Source organism: Evansella tamaricis (assembly GCF_019042215.1).
GTDB lineage: Bacteria > Bacillota > Bacilli > Bacillales > Salisediminibacteriaceae > Evansella > Evansella tamaricis.
Map to the genome: position 1 here is coordinate 1 of NZ_JAHQCS010000187.1, position 16473 is coordinate 16473.

The window sequence follows — 16473 nt, forward strand, 5'->3', positions numbered from 1 at the left end:
CTTGAGACAACTTCTGACCGAAATCCTTCTCGTGCTCCTCGTTCGGGAAGAACTTGAGACAACTTCTGACCGAAATCCTTCTCGTGCTCCTCGTTCGGGAAGAACTTGAGACAACTTCTGACCGAAACACTTCTCGGCCTCCTCGTTCGGGAAGAACTTGAGACAACTTCTGACCGAAATCCTTCTCGTGCTCCTCGACGAAACCGTGTCTGCGGGGTCTTCACCTCGCTTTCCTGTCTCTTCCTCTAAAAGCATTACTCTGTAGCTTATCCAAAGGGATTTGCTCGTCGCTGGAGTCGCCGCCTTTCACTTCTCCAAGCTTTTCAAGCAACAAAGTTTACGAAAAGAGCCTTTTATAAATGCGGAAAAAAGGCTGGGATACAACTAAAGTGTTTAAATGAGAATGCGAAACATGACTTACTATCGTTTCGTTCGGGATTCTCATTAATAAAAACACCTTGTGTCCCAGCCTCTTTATGTTGTTTTAGCAAGAATTATTAGCTTTATTCTCTATGAAAGTTGTTCCTGATTCAGTGTTCTTTCTGTGACAAATAATCGTAGGAGCCACCGAAGATATTTTCGGCAATCTAATTACATTAGTTTAAATGTGAAGAAATGATTTGATTTTTTCCTGTTCCAGCAAAGCTCCAACATAAAAGGAACCAAATTCACCATATCTGGCACTTACTTCATCAAAACGCATTTGGTAAACTAATTTTTTAAATTGAAGTGCATCGTGGGCAAATAAAGTGACACCCCACTCCCAATCATCAAATCCAACTGATCCTGTAATAATCTGGCGTACTTTACCTGCATATTCACGTCCAATCATTCCATGACTTCGCATCATCGTACGGCGTTCTTCCATCGAGAGCATGTACCAATTGTCATTTCCTTCTCGCCGCTTGTCCATTGGATAAAAGCAGACATATTCCCATTTCGGTAAGATCGGCTTTAACCGAGCTTGTATTTCAGGATCCGTATTAGGATCTTTGTCTGCAGGAAGGTAATTGCTCAATTCCACGACAGAAACGTAAGAATACATTGGGATCATGTACTCAGCAATACGGGTTTTATTAAAAGCATTCTCAATGTCATTTAACTCTTCCAAAGTTGGACGGAGAATCATCATCATAATATCCGCCTTTTGTCCAACAACGGAATATAAAGTATGGCTTCCTTCAAATTTTGATTCTGTATCATTCCATTTGTTTAATAAGCTGATAAATTCACCCATAATTTGTTCCCGTTCTTCTGAATCAAGTTTCCGCCATTCTGTCCAATTAATAGAACGAAAATCATGAAGGGAATACCACCCTTCTAATGTTTTGGCCGGTTCACTCATATTGGTTCAACTCCATTCTTCTTATGTAAATCACTTTGATTATCAGTAGTAGTACCCTTATATTATACAAGCTTCCCCCATAAAAACCAAAATCGTTAGCATTATGGGGGAATGATATTCACTGCCAATTACTTTACTAATTCATTTCCGTTCTTCAGCTAGTAGGAAATAGGTAAGTACCTGGTGACTTCTCCATGGTTGTTGATAAATGAAATTACTTCATCTTATTTATAAATGCGGAGATGGCTTGTTGATGAGACTTAGAGTTTCCAGCGTCCCGTTGTCCCTGTACCTCCAGTTCTAACACCTCTTTTAATGAGTGATGAAAGCCTGCCTTCATATTGTGTTTCATCCACCAGTAAGCAGGGAAGGGGACTTGTTTTAACCGTGTTGTCAGGGAGGAGACATTCCCAATTTGATGAATTAAGCCGTTACGTAAAGCTTCTTCTGCTGAAAACAGATCTCCCATGGAAATTTCCAGTGCTTTCCCAAGACCAACAATACGGGGTAAAAAATAGGATGCTCCTGCATCAGGAGTGAGACCGATTCCAAAAAAGCTTAAAGCTAATTTTGCATCCTGCTCTGCTACACGGAAATCACAAGCCAATGCTATACTTAAGCCAGCACCTACAGCTATCCCATTGATATGGGCTATTGTTGGTTTATTGATTTCCTCTAATAGGAGGATTAAACGATTATACGTATCACGTAAATACTCACCATGGTCGAACGTAGCTAATTGATCAACCGGAATACTTTTAATATCAGCTCCACTGGAAAATGAGCTATCCTTACCAGTTAAAAGGATTACGAGAACATCATCATCATTGGCGGCTTCTTCAAAAGCACCATAAAGTTCCTCATGCATTGACAAGTTTATAGCATTTTTTACGTGAGGTCGGTTCATGGTAATGGTTGCAATTCCATCCTTTACGTCATATAAAACCGTTTCGTTTTTTAATGCACTCATCGAAGTTCACTCCTTTTCTATTAATCTATTTCCCTACCTATTATTGTTCCTTCATATATTGCCTTTTTCGCATCTAAACCAAAGGCATGTTTTGCACCGCCAATAACCGTCACATTCTTTCCTAACTTCTCCAATGTAATGGCTAATTTATTATTGACCAATTGACCAGCTGCAAGAATAATAGTATCAGAAGTTATAGACTGTTCCTCTCCGTCTAACTGAAAGACAATGGTCTTCCCATCATTTTCGATTTTCTTATATGTCTCTATCCTGCCAATCATCCGTATCTTTTGCTGTCGAAGTTCCATAAGTGTGGCCCAACGTGTGGTCTTTCCAATTCCCCGGGCAAAGGATTTTCCCCTTTGAAGAAGTGTAACAGTTTGAACTCCCTTTTCTCTTAAATAAAGGGCAAGGTCACAGGCAATCCCGCCACCGCCGATTATCGTAACATGTTTCCCAACAGAATCCCCATCAAAGACGTCACGGTACGTTTTAATATTCGAATGATTAACTCCAGGAATTTCCGGAATACGTGGAATGATCCCAGTGGCAAGAATAATTTTATCGACTTCCCTTAATAGTGGATCATTTTCTTCCAACCGATGCTTGAGGCGTACATCAACCCCAAGGAGTTCCAATTGCACTTGATAATAACGAAGCGTTTCAAAAAATTCCTGTTTCCCTGGTATTCGCTTTGAATAATTTAGTTGGCCACCTATCTCGCCCTTTTCATCAACGAGGGTAACTTTATGACCCCGTTCTGCCGCTACACGACTTGCTTCTAATCCTGCGGGACCTGCGCCCACTACCAATATTTTTCTAGGTTCAGAAGTGGAGTTGATGGTTAATTCCGTTTCCCTACCCGCTTCTGGATTTACTAAACAGGATGCAGGAAGTCCTTCAAAAACATGGTCCAGACAAGCCTGATTACAAGCAATACAAGTATTGATCTCGTCAAATCGACCTTCCTTCGCCTTAGAAATGATCTGAGCATCTGCTAAGAAAGGCCTTGCCATAGAGATCAAATCCACTGTCCCTTTTTGAAGAAGACGGTCCCCGTCCCTGGGGTCATTTATCCGGTTACTGGCGACTACTGGAATAGATACATTGTTACTAATTCCTTCGGCAACGCTTACAAAGTGGAGTCTAGGTACTTTCATGGAAATAGTAGGAACGCGGGACTCGTGCCATCCGATTCCCACATTGAGAACATCAGCCCCGGCTTTTTCCAGTTCTTGCGCCCAACGAATCGTTTCTTCTTCTGTAGTACTTCCTTTAATCAAGTCAAGACCTGACATTCGGAAAAAGATGGGATAGTTATTGCCAACGGCTTTCCTTACTTCTGTTAAAATTCGCAAAGAAAAACGAATCCTGTTTTCAAAACTGCCGCCCCACCGATCATCTCGCATATTAGTGGCAGGGGAGACAAATTGATTGATTAAGTAACCTTCCGAACCCATGATTTCTACCGCATCAAATCCAGCTTCCTTTGCCCTTTTAGCCCCGTCTGCAAATTCATGAATCGTCCGCTCAATGTCTTCCTGGCTCATCTCCCGTGGTTGATCTGGGTTAATGGGAGACTGAATTGGCGAAGGAGCAACGGGTTCTTTGCCGGTAAGTGCTTTATAAGCGTATCTTCCAGCATGAAAAAGCTGCAGAGCAATCTTCCCTCCGCTGTCATGGACACCTGACGTTAATGGTTTCCACCGCTCTACATCATCATCCTTATAAATTGTCATGAAATCTAAGCCGCCACTTCCCTCGGCATTAATCGCAGCACCACCAGTAACAATCAACCCTACCTCATGTTTTGCCCGAAGTTTATAAAATTCCGTCAGCTTTTCCACTCCATTTTCTAAACCTTCTAACCCCACATGCATCGACCCCATGATGACACGATTTTTTATTGTCATAGACCGGATCGCCAATGGCTGAAATAGTGCATGTAAACCCATGATCTTCCCCCTCTCAAAAATGACTGAGTATTCATTCATTATACAAGGAAACCCTTACGTCTAGCAATGAATACCTTATTTATGAGATAATCATTCTAGGTAATTTGGTGCCTAATAACATGTGAAATAGTACACATATTTCTGAAAATTTAAACTTTGTCCACAACACCCGTGATTAATTTATTTTTTGTGCAAGAAGGAGTATGCTTACTATAATGATATGAGGAATTAAAGGAGGTTATTCTGTGAGTGATATGTTCATAGCCATCGCAGAAAAAGTTAAAAAAGGGTACCCGTCCATCGTTTTTCCGGAAGGTACTGATGAAAGAATATTAGCGGCGACTGTCCGCCTGAAGAAAGAGGGAATTCTAAATCCAATCCTCGTTGGTAATGTGGATGAGGTGACTAATAAAGCTAAGGAATGCAATCTTGACACTTCTGATTTAGATATACTTGATCCGGAAACGTATGAAGGATTTGAAGATCTTGTCGATGTATTTGTGGAACGGCGAAAAGGCAAAACTTCTCCGGAGGATGCAAGGAAAATATTAAAAACACCAAATTACTTCGGTACAATGCTCGTATATGTAAACAAAGCTGCAGGCCTTGTAAGTGGTGCGGCCCACTCCACTGGAGACACGGTTCGCCCTGCCCTTCAGATTATTAAAACGAAACAAGGAGTAAGAAAAACCTCAGGTGTATTCGTTATGGTAAAAGGAGACCAACGCTATATTTTTGGTGATTGTGCCATAAATATTGCACCGGACAGTTCTGATTTAGCGGAAACGGCAGTGGAAGCGGCGAAAACAGCCCGCGTTTTTGACATAACTCCAAATGTGGCTATGCTTTCCTTTTCCACAAAAGGGTCTGCAGTCAGTCCAGAAACAGAAAAAGTAGTAGAAGCCACCAAACTGGCTCAAGAAATGGCACCTGACCTTGTGCTTGATGGAGAATTCCAGTTTGATGCGGCATTCGTACCTAGCGTTGCAGCCAAAAAGGCGCCCGATTCCCCTCTAAAGGGAGAAGCTAACGTGTTTATATTCCCTAGCCTAGAGGCTGGTAATATCGGTTATAAAATTGCCCAGCGTTTAGGGGAGTTTGAGGCGATTGGACCAATTTTACAAGGTCTCAACAAACCGGTGAATGACCTTTCCCGTGGATGTAACGAAGAAGACGTGTATAAACTTGCTTTAATTACAGCGATGCAAGGAATGACAGAATAATACAATGGCCCGTTGACCCGAGAAGGTCAAACGGGCTTTATTTGTATTAAGTTTTCTATGTGAAAAAAGTTCCTTGTGCTTTTTCTGATTTTATACTTTAAGTTTTAATTTTTTCAAAGCCAACATTTTCATCTCATCTTCCCATTCTAGTCGGACCATAATACAAATAGAGTTTAAATGGTTTTTACTAACAACATAGTATTCCATTTGTTAATGGAAGATTTACTTGGGGGACTAGTTATGACCAATCACCGCACACCATTAAAAATCTTACTTTCCTCTTTGCTGCTATTCCTCCTTTTTATAACTCAAGGGTGCATGGAGATCGAACAGAAAAGTTTGCGAGAGAACGAACTTAGTACTAGGAGTCCAACTAACTTATCCTCGAAACAAGAAATTGAATGGGAAGGGAATATCGCAAGGTTTCAAGTGGAAGGGGAAGAACCTTCAGAAACTGGAGGAATTGTTTATTTAACGTTCGATGATGGCCCTTCAGAACATACAAAAGATGTGTTGGAAATTTTAAAGGTTCATAATGCGAAAGCAACATTTTTTGTGAATGGACATGAAACGGAACTTGCAAAAGATATGTATCGGAAGATAGCTGAAGATGGACATGTACTTGCAAATCATACGTATAGCCATCAATATGATGAAATTTACTCCAGTGCAGAAACGTTTATGGAGGATGTCCGTGCGTTAGAAGTGCTGATTGAAGAAGTTACTGGGGAAAAAACACGTTTTTTCCGTTTTCCTGGAGGATCTAATTCCTCGAAAGCTTTACGACATGGAGGGGAAGAAGTTCTTAGGGAAACGAGGGATTTGCTTACTGAAAATAATTACCTTTTTTTTGACTGGGATGTGGATTCCATGGATTCGGCAAGACCGAATCAGGATGCACAGGTCATCATCACCGAAACATTAAAGCAAGTAAAGGGAAAAGAAAAAGCGGTTGTTCTCTTTCACGATGGACCAAAAAAACAATCCACAGTAGAAGCTCTCCCTGTTATTTTGGATCAATTAAAGGAATGGGGATATTCCTTTAAACCTCTGACTCACCAATCTCCTACACGACAATTTAAGTTCTAGTAGTTAAATGGGGCCATCTTTGAGAAGATGGCCCGTTACTGTTGGAGTAAACCGTGATTATATTTCCAAATTCCGATTTTTCATTCGTTCCAGATTGGCCTCATACCAATTCCAATCTTCATTCCTCCATTCGTAATGATCAAACGTTTCAGAGAGGGAGTGTAACGTTATCATTAATTGATGAACGATTCCTTTAACGGAAATATTTTTAAATCCTAGTTCTTCTAAAGATGCCATTTTTTCAGGTGCGATCTTTGGATATTCAAATTTTGTAGGCATTCCTTTTACTGCATGTTCATAAAATTGTTGAACGAGAGCGGCACGGTTTGAACCACTGCCATTTACAGCCAAATAAATTTGAACGGCTACCCCGCCCCGCAATCTCCGTTGGGACACTCCAGCAAATTTTTTCCCGAATAGGCTTAAGTCGTACCTGCCAGGGCAATAGGATTCTTTTATTTCCCCATCGATGATATTTGCGCTCAAGTCACTGTCGAAGGCTTCTAATATATTGCGCACCATGCTGACCATGTGGCCGTAGCCGGAATCGATGGATAACTGTTTATTATCCCTAAGGATGATGGATATGTTTAAGATCTCTTCGTCAAGGACTACAGCGAGACCACCGGAATTACGGACCATTACGGTATAGCCGGCATTCCGTAAAAATTGGATGCCATCTTCCACATGTGGGAGGCGTTGGTCCTGAATGCCGAGAACAACGGTCTTGTCGTGTACCCAAGTCCTAGCAATTCCCCAATCAGGTTGAGTACTTACGCGACGGCAGAGCGTATCGTCAAACGCGAAAGATTGTATCGGATTCATCCCTAGTCCGAGAATGGAGTGGTCTAATATATACCAGTTCTTTCGGAATAAAGGGAGAGAATGGTGTTTTACGTTCATTTGATTGCTCCTTCAGGCTTTTATAGAATAATGTTGATTTTTGAAGAAGATACCAAGGGAGAAACCTGTACAATAATCAACATAAAGGATTAACAGAGAGCTTTAATAATAGGCTCTGTTATATTTTGTTGTTGATTTTCCCTTCAGGAGTCTCGCACCTTTCGCTACAATCAACACTATATCAAAATCAACATCATCCTTTAACATAGCTAATATTAAATAGATCGGATGATTCGATAAAGGATAGGATGTGTATCATACCGAAGTATATCATAAGTTTATCCGATTCTTTCAGAATTGGACAACCTTACCGTTGCTTTTAGTATGTATACCGTTGTAAAATACTCGTTAGTGGAAAAAACACCTCAAGCTAATTTTAGCCTTTGAGGGTTTTAAATTGGAAATAGATGGGGTGTGGTGAATATGGCAAATGAGTTTCGAATTTGTGATGATTGCCAGGCCACAAATATTAAAACGTTAGTCCCACGATTAAAGAAGCTGGATCCGAAGGCGGAGATTAAGATTGCTTGTCAATCTTATTGCGGACCTGGGAGGAAAAAGGCATTTGCATTTGTGAATGACAGACCGGTTGCTGCTCCCGATGAAGAACAGTTGATTGAAAAAGTGAAGAAACGAATGAAATAAATGTGGCCATGGAGATTGACAATTTACAAGCTATTCCTTCCGGATGGATTCAAAAGGAATAGCTTTTCTGTTTGTAGGAGAAGTAGCCACTAAGGTGTTAGTGTTTTTCATTGTCTAGCACAAGCACCTACTCGCTGCGGGGCACTTCGGAAGTGACAACCGAAGTCAAAGGGCGGACTTCTAGTTGCCATTCCTCCACTGCCCTACGCTCGTGAACTTAGGTGCTTGTGCTTTTCTTATAAGTGAGTATTTTGTCATATTTTAACGGTTTTTGCTGGTGGGTTACTTTTTTTCTTTCTTATTTTTAGTATAATAAAACAAATGAATTGAAATGCATCAAGAAAGACATAGAGGAGAAAGGAGTCAGATCATGGCAGAACGGTATGGCATACTGGAAGAGGAAAAAGTGTTTAAAGACCCCGTTCACCGGTATATTCACGTTCGGGATGAACTGATTTGGGAATTGATCGGAACGAAGGAATTTCAACGGTTGAGACGTATCCGCCAATTAGGAACGACTTACCTTACATTCCATGGTGCGGAGCACACAAGATTCAACCACTCCCTTGGGGTTTATGAAATTATGCGTCGGATGGTGGACAATCTTGGGCAAAAGATGACCTGGGACCCAGAGGAGCGCCTAGTTTGTTTGTCTGCTGCACTACTCCATGATATTGGACACGGCCCCTTTTCTCACTCTTTTGAAAAAGTATTTCACACGGATCATGAAGAATGGACAAGGGCAATTATTTTAGGAGATACGGACGTTCATACTGTTTTAAAGGGAATAGGCAATGATTTCCCCCAAAAAGTCTCGGATGTCATTGCAAAGACGTATTCCAACAAACTTGTCGTCAGTCTGATCTCCAGTCAGATTGATGCCGATCGAATGGATTATTTACAGCGGGATGCCTTTTATACTGGTGTAAGTTACGGGCATTTTGATATGGAGCGTCTCCTACGGGTGATGCGCCCGTCAGAAGACCAGGCGGTGTTTAAACACAGTGGCATGCACGCAGTGGAAGACTACATAATGAGCCGCTATCAAATGTATTGGCAAGTGTATTTTCACCCAGTCACAAGAAGTGCTGAAGTCATTTTAAGTAAAATTCTTCACCGGGCAAAGGATTTATATGGACAAGGTTATCAGTTCCTTGATAAGCCAAAACACTTTTATTCGTTGTTTTCCGGGAAGATTACCTTGGAGGATTATTTAAAGCTCGATGAGTCTGTCATCCTTTACTATTTTCAAGAATGGCAGGAAGAATCGGATCCTATTTTACAGGAACTTTGCCGCCGATTTATGGAACGACGATTGTTTAAATATGTGGAATGTGATCCAAGTGCCCAAATGAAAATATGGCCCGAATTGATACAGCTCTTCGGGAAGATTGGGCTAGATCCTAACTATTATTTAGTGATCGATTCTTCGTCTGATCTACCATACGATTTTTACCGACCTGGAGAAGAAGAAGAGCGATTACCCATTAACTTATTGAAGCCCAATGGTGATTTACGGGAGTTATCGAGGGAGTCAGATGTGGTAGAGGCGATTTCTGGAAAAAAACGGACGGATCATAAACTATATTTTCCAAAGGATCTTTTAGAGGATCAACGGACATTTGCAGATGAGAAAAAGAGAATTATGACGCTGCTCACGGCGCAGGAGGGGTAACTAGAATGTTAAACGAGCATGCTAAACTATTAGCAGTATTTAGGCAAACTGGGGAAATTATCGGAAGAAAGAAGCTGCAAAAGCTTATCTATATAGCAAAGAAGTTAGATTTTCCTTTCTTTGAAAAATATCAATTCCATTTCTATGGGCCCTATTCCGAGGAATTAAATCTTCGTATGGAAGAGATGTGTCATCTCTCCTTTGTCACGGAAGTAAGGGAAAAGAAATCGGGGTATTATCAATACCGATATTCCTTGTCTGATCAAGGCGACGAATTTCTAAAACTATCAAAATATCATTTGCCAGAAACAAAAGATGTATTAAACGAGTTAAATGAACAAAGTTCTAAATTTCTGGAATTAGTTTCTACTGTGCTCTATTTTGAAAATCTACCGAAAGAGGACGTTTTAGATAAAGTATTTACGTTAAAAGCAAAACAGAATTATTCAGTGGAAGATGTGGAAGAGGCTTATAGATTCATAGATCATCTGAAGGGGAAGTGCGAGTGTTTACAATAACAGGGCTAGCCTGTTACTCCATAAAAATTAATTTTGTTTTTCCATGTGAATCTTCTTCAATGATGGAAAACGGATAGCTATTGAATGATATGTTATGACAAAGATTGCAATCAAAGCAAAGGGATTTAATAAATTCCAGTTTGATTGCATCTTTTTTTTGGGGAGAAATAATACTCATCATGGTGTTGATTTCGTATCTCTTTTCTTTTTTATTTGTGAAAGTAAGGGTAACTACGACGGTTCTTGTAAGAGCTGGGGGAAACTAGTGCCCGAAGGAGAGCAGTGCTCGGCGGTTCGGTAAGAAGTTTGCGGAACTTGTGCCCGAACGAGAGCAGTGCCCGGCCGTTCGGTAGGAAGTTGCCCGATCTTGTGCCCGAACGAGAGCAGTGCTCGGCGATTCGGTAAGAAGTTACTCGATCTTGTGCCCGAACGAGAGCGGTGCTCGGCCGTTCGGTAGGAAGATGCTGGAACTTGTGCCCGAACGAGAGCGGTGCTCGGCCGTTCGGTAGGAAGATACTGGAACTTGTGCCCGAACGAGAGCGGTGCCCGGCCGTTCGGTAGGAAGCTGCCCGAACTTGTGCCCGAACGAGAGCAGTGCTTGGCGATTCGGTAGGAAGTTACTCGAACTTGTGCCCGAACGAGAGCGAGACTCGGCGGTTCGGTAAGAAGTTTGCGGAACTTGTGCCCGAACGAGAGCGCGACTCGACGGTTCGGTAAGAAGTTTGCGGAACTTGTGCCCGAACGAGAGCAGTGCTTGGCGATTCGGTAGGAAGTTACTCGAACTTGTGCCCGAAGGAGAGCAGTGCTCGGCGGTTCGGTAAGAAGCTGCCCGATCTTGTGCCCGAACGGAAGCGTCGGTCAGGTATTCGGTAAGAAGTTGGGGGAACTAGTGCCCGAACGAGAGGGAAGTTCGACGATTCGGTAAGAAGATGCTGGAACTTGTGCCCGAACGGAAGCGTCGGTCAGGTATTCGGTAAGAAGATGTTCGAACTTGTGCCCGAACGGAGGCGTCGGTCAGGTATTCGGTAAGAAGTTGGGGGAACTAGTGCCCGAACGGGAGGGAAGTTCGGCGATTCGGTAAGAAGATGCTGGAACTTGTGCCCGAACGAGGGCGTCGGTCAGGTATTCGGTAAGAAGTTGGGGGAACTAGTGCCCGAACGGAGGCGTCGGTCAGGTATTCGGTAAGAAGATGCTGGAACTTGTGCCCGAACGGAAGCGTCGGTCAGGTATTCGGTAAGAAGCTGCCCGATCTTGTGCCCGAACGAGAGCAGTGCTTGGCGATTCGGTAGGAAGTTACTCGAACTTGTGCCCGAAGGAGAGCAGTGCTCGGCGGTTCGGTAAGAAGCTACCAGAACTAGTGCCCGAACGGGAGCGTTGGGCTGGTATTCGGTAGGAAGTTGGGGGATCTAGTTCCCGAACTTCCTTCCCTCCCCCATCCGTCCGAACAATATAATCGAGATTACGTAATAAGTACTATTTTGATTTTTAAAACCGCCTCTTCCTATTTTAGGAATCGCTTACTCTCTTACCTGCAACACCATAATGTGCGGGCGACATTTCCTCGATGATAACAGCTACTTTTTCCTTCGGTGCTTTTGTGGTTTCCGAAACGGCATCTGTTACTTTCTCCACTAATTGCCTCTTTTGCTCATCAGAACGCCCTTCCAACATCTTAACTGTTACAATTGGCATAATCAAAACTCCTTTCAATATGTAAATAAAACAGTCTATGAACTAATGATAATGGAAATAATCAAGTGTGAACAGTCTCTTCCTGCATAGTTTTCGACATTTCTAATCAGTTACACATAAGTAGTGTTTTAAAACGAGGTTTATTTCATACTGTAAAGAAAAAACCTGTATAATAAACTGTAACAATTAATTTGGATTTGACAATGGGAACTCCGTTTTATTATGGTGTAAAAATAGTGTTTCATCCCAAAGTTTCTCAACTGTTGAAACTAGACAACAGGCCAAATAAGAATTTATACTTTTTTACAAGCGGTATTTTAGAAAGTGAGGGAAAATAATGGACTTATTTGATGATAAGAAAAAAGATAAAAAGCGTGGCCAAGGATTCAATATATTAAGCTCCGATTCCAATGCGGGACACGGGGGTTATGGAGCAGGTACGTTAAATTTAAACAATGTATCCCCTGTATTTATTGACGTGGAGGAAGGGGAGGCATTTGTGGACATGGGCGCCCTCCATGCAAGAAGTTCCGTTGAAAAAGGAATAAAGTTTTTAAATGAGAAAGATCAAGTTCCGAATGGGAAACCTTATTGGTTAGTGTGGGTAACGGTGGACCACGTAGAAGGGAAGCCTGCCTATAGAGGTGTAGCGGCATGTGAATTAACGGTGGACCGTGAAATACGCCGCGGGTATAAAAGTTTGCCTGAACACGTTAATAATATGGATAAATCGTTAAAGGGACGGATATTAGTCAGTCAAATGGACGATAAATCAAAGAGAATACTAATGGATTACTTGAAGAATTTTAATCAGGAAATGTGGGAAAACTCATCCGATCAACTGAAAGAGGAGTTAACGTTGTAAAGTGGTTGAAAAAATGATGGGAAAATCAGTCAGTATTGTGTCTAAAGTGTGAACGTTACGATATGTGGATTGATTGTACTTGCGTAAAATTCCGTGAGTAAGTAAACTAAATTTAACACACACATAACATTGTAAGACTAAGACAAAAGGTAGGCGAAGGAATCATGTTTTCCTTCGCCTGCCTTTTCACTTTTTTACCCAGACAGACTGGACAGCCGTTAGTCTGTAGCGGTCTCTTCCTCTTCGCCAGATTCTCCGTCAATTTGAATTTCTATTTCCAAATCACTTTCCATTTCTTCCTCGGGTTCCTCTATGGCTTCACCACCAAACCAGTCAAAGATACGGTCAAGGAATTTCTCCTTTTTCTCCTCTTCCGTTTTTTGAAGTGGGTCCTCTTGCTTTTTGGAGGTATCAATTTCCTCATCGTGAGCCGAACAATACTCTGTAGGTTCGGTACCCACATAAAACAAGGTTGGCCGACTAACAGGACAAGAATCAGAGGCCAATAGTCCTGTGTCTGGATTAATCTCCACTTCCACGACATTCTTAGGGGTAGGGAATGGTAATTTCACTTCATCAATTAATGCATCTTGCATAAATTTGGCCCATATATTTTTCGTGTGTACCCCTTCGTTATTTTCAAACTTTTGAGGCTTATCATATCCAATCCACACACCAGAAAGGAGTTGAGGAGTATAACCAATCATCCAGCTGTCATGTTCTGTTGTACCACTTTTACCAGCGGTAGGGCGATCAATGTAACTCGCTACACTACCTCCAGTAACTCCAGCCACTCCTTGAATCCCAACATTTATTTCAAACATGGCTTCCATCATATTCGTCATGATAGCGGTGAGGGCAGGATCAAGTTCCCTGACAGGATCATTTTCTGCTTCATAGAGAACATTCCCGTCCCGGTCCAATACTTTCGTGACATACTGCGGCTCCACAAGATACCCCCCATTGGCAAAGGGACTGTAGGCGTTTACCATCTCAAGGATACCGACTTCACTTGATCCAAGTGAGATGGCCGGATAAGCTGAATTCATAGGGCTTTCAATTCCAAAACGCTTTGCCGTTTCTACTAATGTGTCAAAACCGAGGAGAAAATGCGTTTTTGCTGCAAAAATATTATCAGAAACGGCCAAAGCTTGGAGCATGGTGATATAATCATTTGGGTACTTATCGTTAAAGTTACTAGGGCTCCATGGGTCAATACCATTTCCATAATGAAAATCCGTTAGTTCACTTAATAACATGGAATTCGGCCGAAGACCATGTTCTAATGCAGCGTAATACAAAAATGGTTTAATTGTTGAACCTGGTTGTCTCCTGGCTTGTGTCGCTCGATTAAAGGAACTTTCTGCAAAATCCCTACCTCCAACCATCGCCTTAATTTCCCCCGTTCGAGGATCTAAGGCTACGAGGGCTGTTTGAACCTCCCCTTCCTCTCCCATTTCGTTTACTATCCATTGTTCTGCTTTTTGCTGTATATCCCCATCAAGTGTCGTATAAATCTCCAAACCACCTGCTTCGATGAGAGATTCATCTATTCCAAGTTTATTTGTGACATAAGCAATCACTTCTTCTTGAAAGTATGGAGCTATTTTTTTTGCCTTGAAATCTTGGTCTGCCCGAAACTCAAGGGGTTCGGCCACATACGTTTGTCTTTCGGAGGCAGAGATGTATCCTGCATCCTCCATCATTTTTAAAACGATCTGTTGACGTTCTATTGCTCTACTTTCATTTACATATGGAGAATAAATGTTGGGACCTTTTGGGATACCGGCAAGGAGAGCAGCCTCTCCATGAGTTAAATCCTCAGCATTTTTTTGGAAATATACATTTGCTGCAGCTTCAATTCCATAGGCTCCATGTCCATAATAAATAGTATTTAAGTACCCCTCTATAATGTCTTTCTTGGAGTAATGGAGTTCAAGTCGAAGGGCATATAATGCCTCATTTATTTTACGGTTCCACGTTTTATCATGATTAAGGTATAAATTTCTTGCATATTGCTGAGTGATCGTACTGGCACCTTGTGCCATGGAATTTGACCGAAGATTTGCCAGAACGGCACCACCGATTCGGAAAAAATCAAAACCGTAATGATCGTAAAAACGTCGGTCTTCGATGGCAAGGGTAGCATCCACAATGGCGTCCCCCATATGTTCCAGTGGAATCCAATGACGGTTTTGTCCATGATGAATTTCACCGATCACTTCTTCTGTGGAAGAATACATCACTGTCGTCTCAGGTACTGATAAACTTGGAGGTTCCAAGTTATAAGCGTAGGTAACGGCAGCAGCAACTGATCCAAGGGTGACCATGAGAAGAAGGACCGCACTTTGAAAAATCCGTCTAATATTCCGTCTTCGTTTTCGATAAGCTCTTCTAGTTAATACTTCCATTGTACTCACCTCTCGTTGTAACTAGCCGCCTTTAATAGTAGTAAGTATAAAATTTATTGGCTCTTAAATAATGTCTAGATCCAGCACTTTTGACTGTGAACTAGCGTTAATTATTACCACAGTTTTCCACATTGGGGAACGTGATATACTTCGGAAAGAAAACATTTCCTATTTTTCCAATCATGGATTATACTTTCCTATGGTACTATCATGAACAAACAGAGATAACAGGGCATAAAACCGTGTTTTTCCGCTGAAAATAAAGTAGATTCTGGATTAGAAGTTTCTACGGACTGTTCAAAGTGAATGTATAGAAAACAAGAGGTGATTAGATTGGAATTTTGGTTCACAGAGAAGCAAACAAAAGATTTTGGTATTACAATGAGAGTAAAACAAACGTACCACAGTGAAAAAACGGAGTTTCAACAACTGGATATGGTGGAAACAGCGGAGTTTGGGAACATGCTTTTACTAGACGGTATGGTAATGACAACGGAAAGAGATGAATTTGTCTACCATGAAATGGTCGCCCATGTTCCACTGTATACACATCCTAATCCAAGGCATGTTCTAGTCGTTGGTGGTGGAGATGGTGGTGTAATTCGTGAGATTCTAAAACACCCTGAAGTGGAAAAAGCAACGTTAGTGGATATCGATGGGAAAGTCATTGAATACTCAAAGAAGTACTTGCCTACAATTGCAGGGAAGTTGGAAGATCCAAGAGTAGAAGTGAAGGTGGATGACGGTTTCATGCATATTGCTGAGAGCGAAAACGCCTATGATGTGATCATGGTCGACTCCACCGAACCAGTTGGACCTGCAGTTAATTTATTTACAAAGGGATTTTATGAAGGGATATCTAAGGCATTAAAAGAGGATGGATTGTTTGTGGCCCAAACGGACAACCCGTGGTTCCATCAGGATGTCATTCGAAAGGCATTTAAAGATGTAAAAGAAACGTTTCCAGTGACCCGTTTATATACTGCGAATATCCCAACATACCCTAGTGGTTTGTGGACCTTTACGATGGGATCAAAAAAATATGATCCTTTAGAAACTCCAGAAGAGCGGTTTGGAAATATAGACACAAAGTATTACACTCCGGAAATTCACCGTGGAGCCTTCCTATTGCCGAAGTTCGTGAAGGATTTGACGGAGTAAAGTCGGTAAGGAAAACGATGA

The 16473-nt window shown here is 41.7% G+C and carries 13 protein-coding genes; 7 read left to right on the plus strand and 6 right to left on the minus strand.

Features of this window, described 5'->3' with window-relative positions; translation table 11 throughout:
* Window positions 1–601: 601 nt before the first annotated feature.
* The 3 genes from hemQ to KS419_RS24345 form a co-directional block, all read right to left on the minus strand.
* Window positions 602–1345 (minus strand): hydrogen peroxide-dependent heme synthase, encoded by a 744-nt coding sequence (gene hemQ / locus KS419_RS24335; protein WP_217069702.1) that lies wholly within the window; start codon window positions 1343–1345, stop codon window positions 602–604.
* A gap of 214 nt (window positions 1346–1559) precedes the next feature.
* Window positions 1560–2315: an enoyl-CoA hydratase/isomerase family protein gene (locus KS419_RS24340; protein WP_217069703.1), complete on the minus strand. Its 756-nt coding sequence runs from the start codon at window positions 2313–2315 to the stop codon at window positions 1560–1562.
* Between the two features lie 20 nt (window positions 2316–2335).
* Complete coding sequence (locus KS419_RS24345) at window positions 2336–4270, minus strand: oxidoreductase (protein WP_217069704.1); 1935 nt, start codon at window positions 4268–4270, stop codon at window positions 2336–2338.
* A gap of 245 nt (window positions 4271–4515) precedes the next feature.
* Between KS419_RS24345 and pta the strand changes: the two genes are divergently transcribed.
* Window positions 4516–5493 (plus strand): phosphate acetyltransferase, encoded by a 978-nt coding sequence (gene pta, locus KS419_RS24350; RefSeq protein ID WP_217069705.1) that lies wholly within the window; start codon window positions 4516–4518, stop codon window positions 5491–5493.
* 240 nt (window positions 5494–5733) lie between these two features.
* Window positions 5734–6582 (plus strand): polysaccharide deacetylase family protein, encoded by an 849-nt coding sequence (locus tag KS419_RS24355; protein WP_217069706.1) that lies wholly within the window; start codon window positions 5734–5736, stop codon window positions 6580–6582.
* Window positions 6583–6639: 57 nt separating this feature from the next.
* Here the strand turns inward: KS419_RS24355 and KS419_RS24360 are convergent, their stop codons facing one another.
* On the minus strand, window positions 6640–7485 hold the full coding sequence (locus tag KS419_RS24360; RefSeq protein ID WP_217069707.1) for a lipoate--protein ligase family protein: 846 nt from the start codon (window positions 7483–7485) through the stop codon (window positions 6640–6642).
* 423 nt (window positions 7486–7908) lie between these two features.
* On the opposite strand from KS419_RS24360, the gene KS419_RS24365 reads away from it, so the two are divergent.
* From KS419_RS24365 to KS419_RS24375, 3 genes are all read left to right on the plus strand, one after another.
* Window positions 7909–8130: a YuzB family protein gene (locus KS419_RS24365; protein WP_217069708.1), complete on the plus strand. Its 222-nt coding sequence runs from the start codon at window positions 7909–7911 to the stop codon at window positions 8128–8130.
* A 370-nt stretch (window positions 8131–8500) separates the two neighbouring features.
* Window positions 8501–9805 (plus strand): HD domain-containing protein, encoded by a 1305-nt coding sequence (locus KS419_RS24370; RefSeq protein WP_217069709.1) that lies wholly within the window; start codon window positions 8501–8503, stop codon window positions 9803–9805.
* Window positions 9806–9810: 5 nt separating this feature from the next.
* On the plus strand, window positions 9811–10323 hold the full coding sequence (locus tag KS419_RS24375) for a YwgA family protein (RefSeq protein WP_217069710.1): 513 nt from the start codon (window positions 9811–9813) through the stop codon (window positions 10321–10323).
* A 1506-nt stretch (window positions 10324–11829) separates the two neighbouring features.
* On the opposite strand, the gene KS419_RS24380 is transcribed toward KS419_RS24375, so the two are convergent.
* Window positions 11830–12015 (minus strand): 2-hydroxymuconate tautomerase, encoded by a 186-nt coding sequence (locus KS419_RS24380; protein WP_217069711.1) that lies wholly within the window; start codon window positions 12013–12015, stop codon window positions 11830–11832.
* Window positions 12016–12352: 337 nt separating this feature from the next.
* Between KS419_RS24380 and KS419_RS24385 the strand changes: the two genes are divergently transcribed.
* Window positions 12353–12880, plus strand: a complete 528-nt coding sequence (locus KS419_RS24385) for a YwhD family protein (protein WP_217069712.1) — start codon at window positions 12353–12355, stop codon at window positions 12878–12880.
* A gap of 218 nt (window positions 12881–13098) precedes the next feature.
* Here KS419_RS24385 and KS419_RS24390 read toward each other — a convergent pair whose 3' ends face one another.
* A complete protein-coding gene (locus KS419_RS24390) occupies window positions 13099–15291 on the minus strand; it encodes a transglycosylase domain-containing protein (protein WP_217069713.1) in 2193 nt (730 codons plus the stop codon).
* A gap of 333 nt (window positions 15292–15624) precedes the next feature.
* On the opposite strand from KS419_RS24390, the gene speE reads away from it, so the two are divergent.
* Entirely contained in the window at window positions 15625–16452 is an 828-nt protein-coding gene (speE, locus tag KS419_RS24395; RefSeq protein ID WP_281419882.1) for a spermidine synthase, read from the plus strand.
* The last annotated feature ends 21 nt before the right edge of the window (window positions 16453–16473 follow it).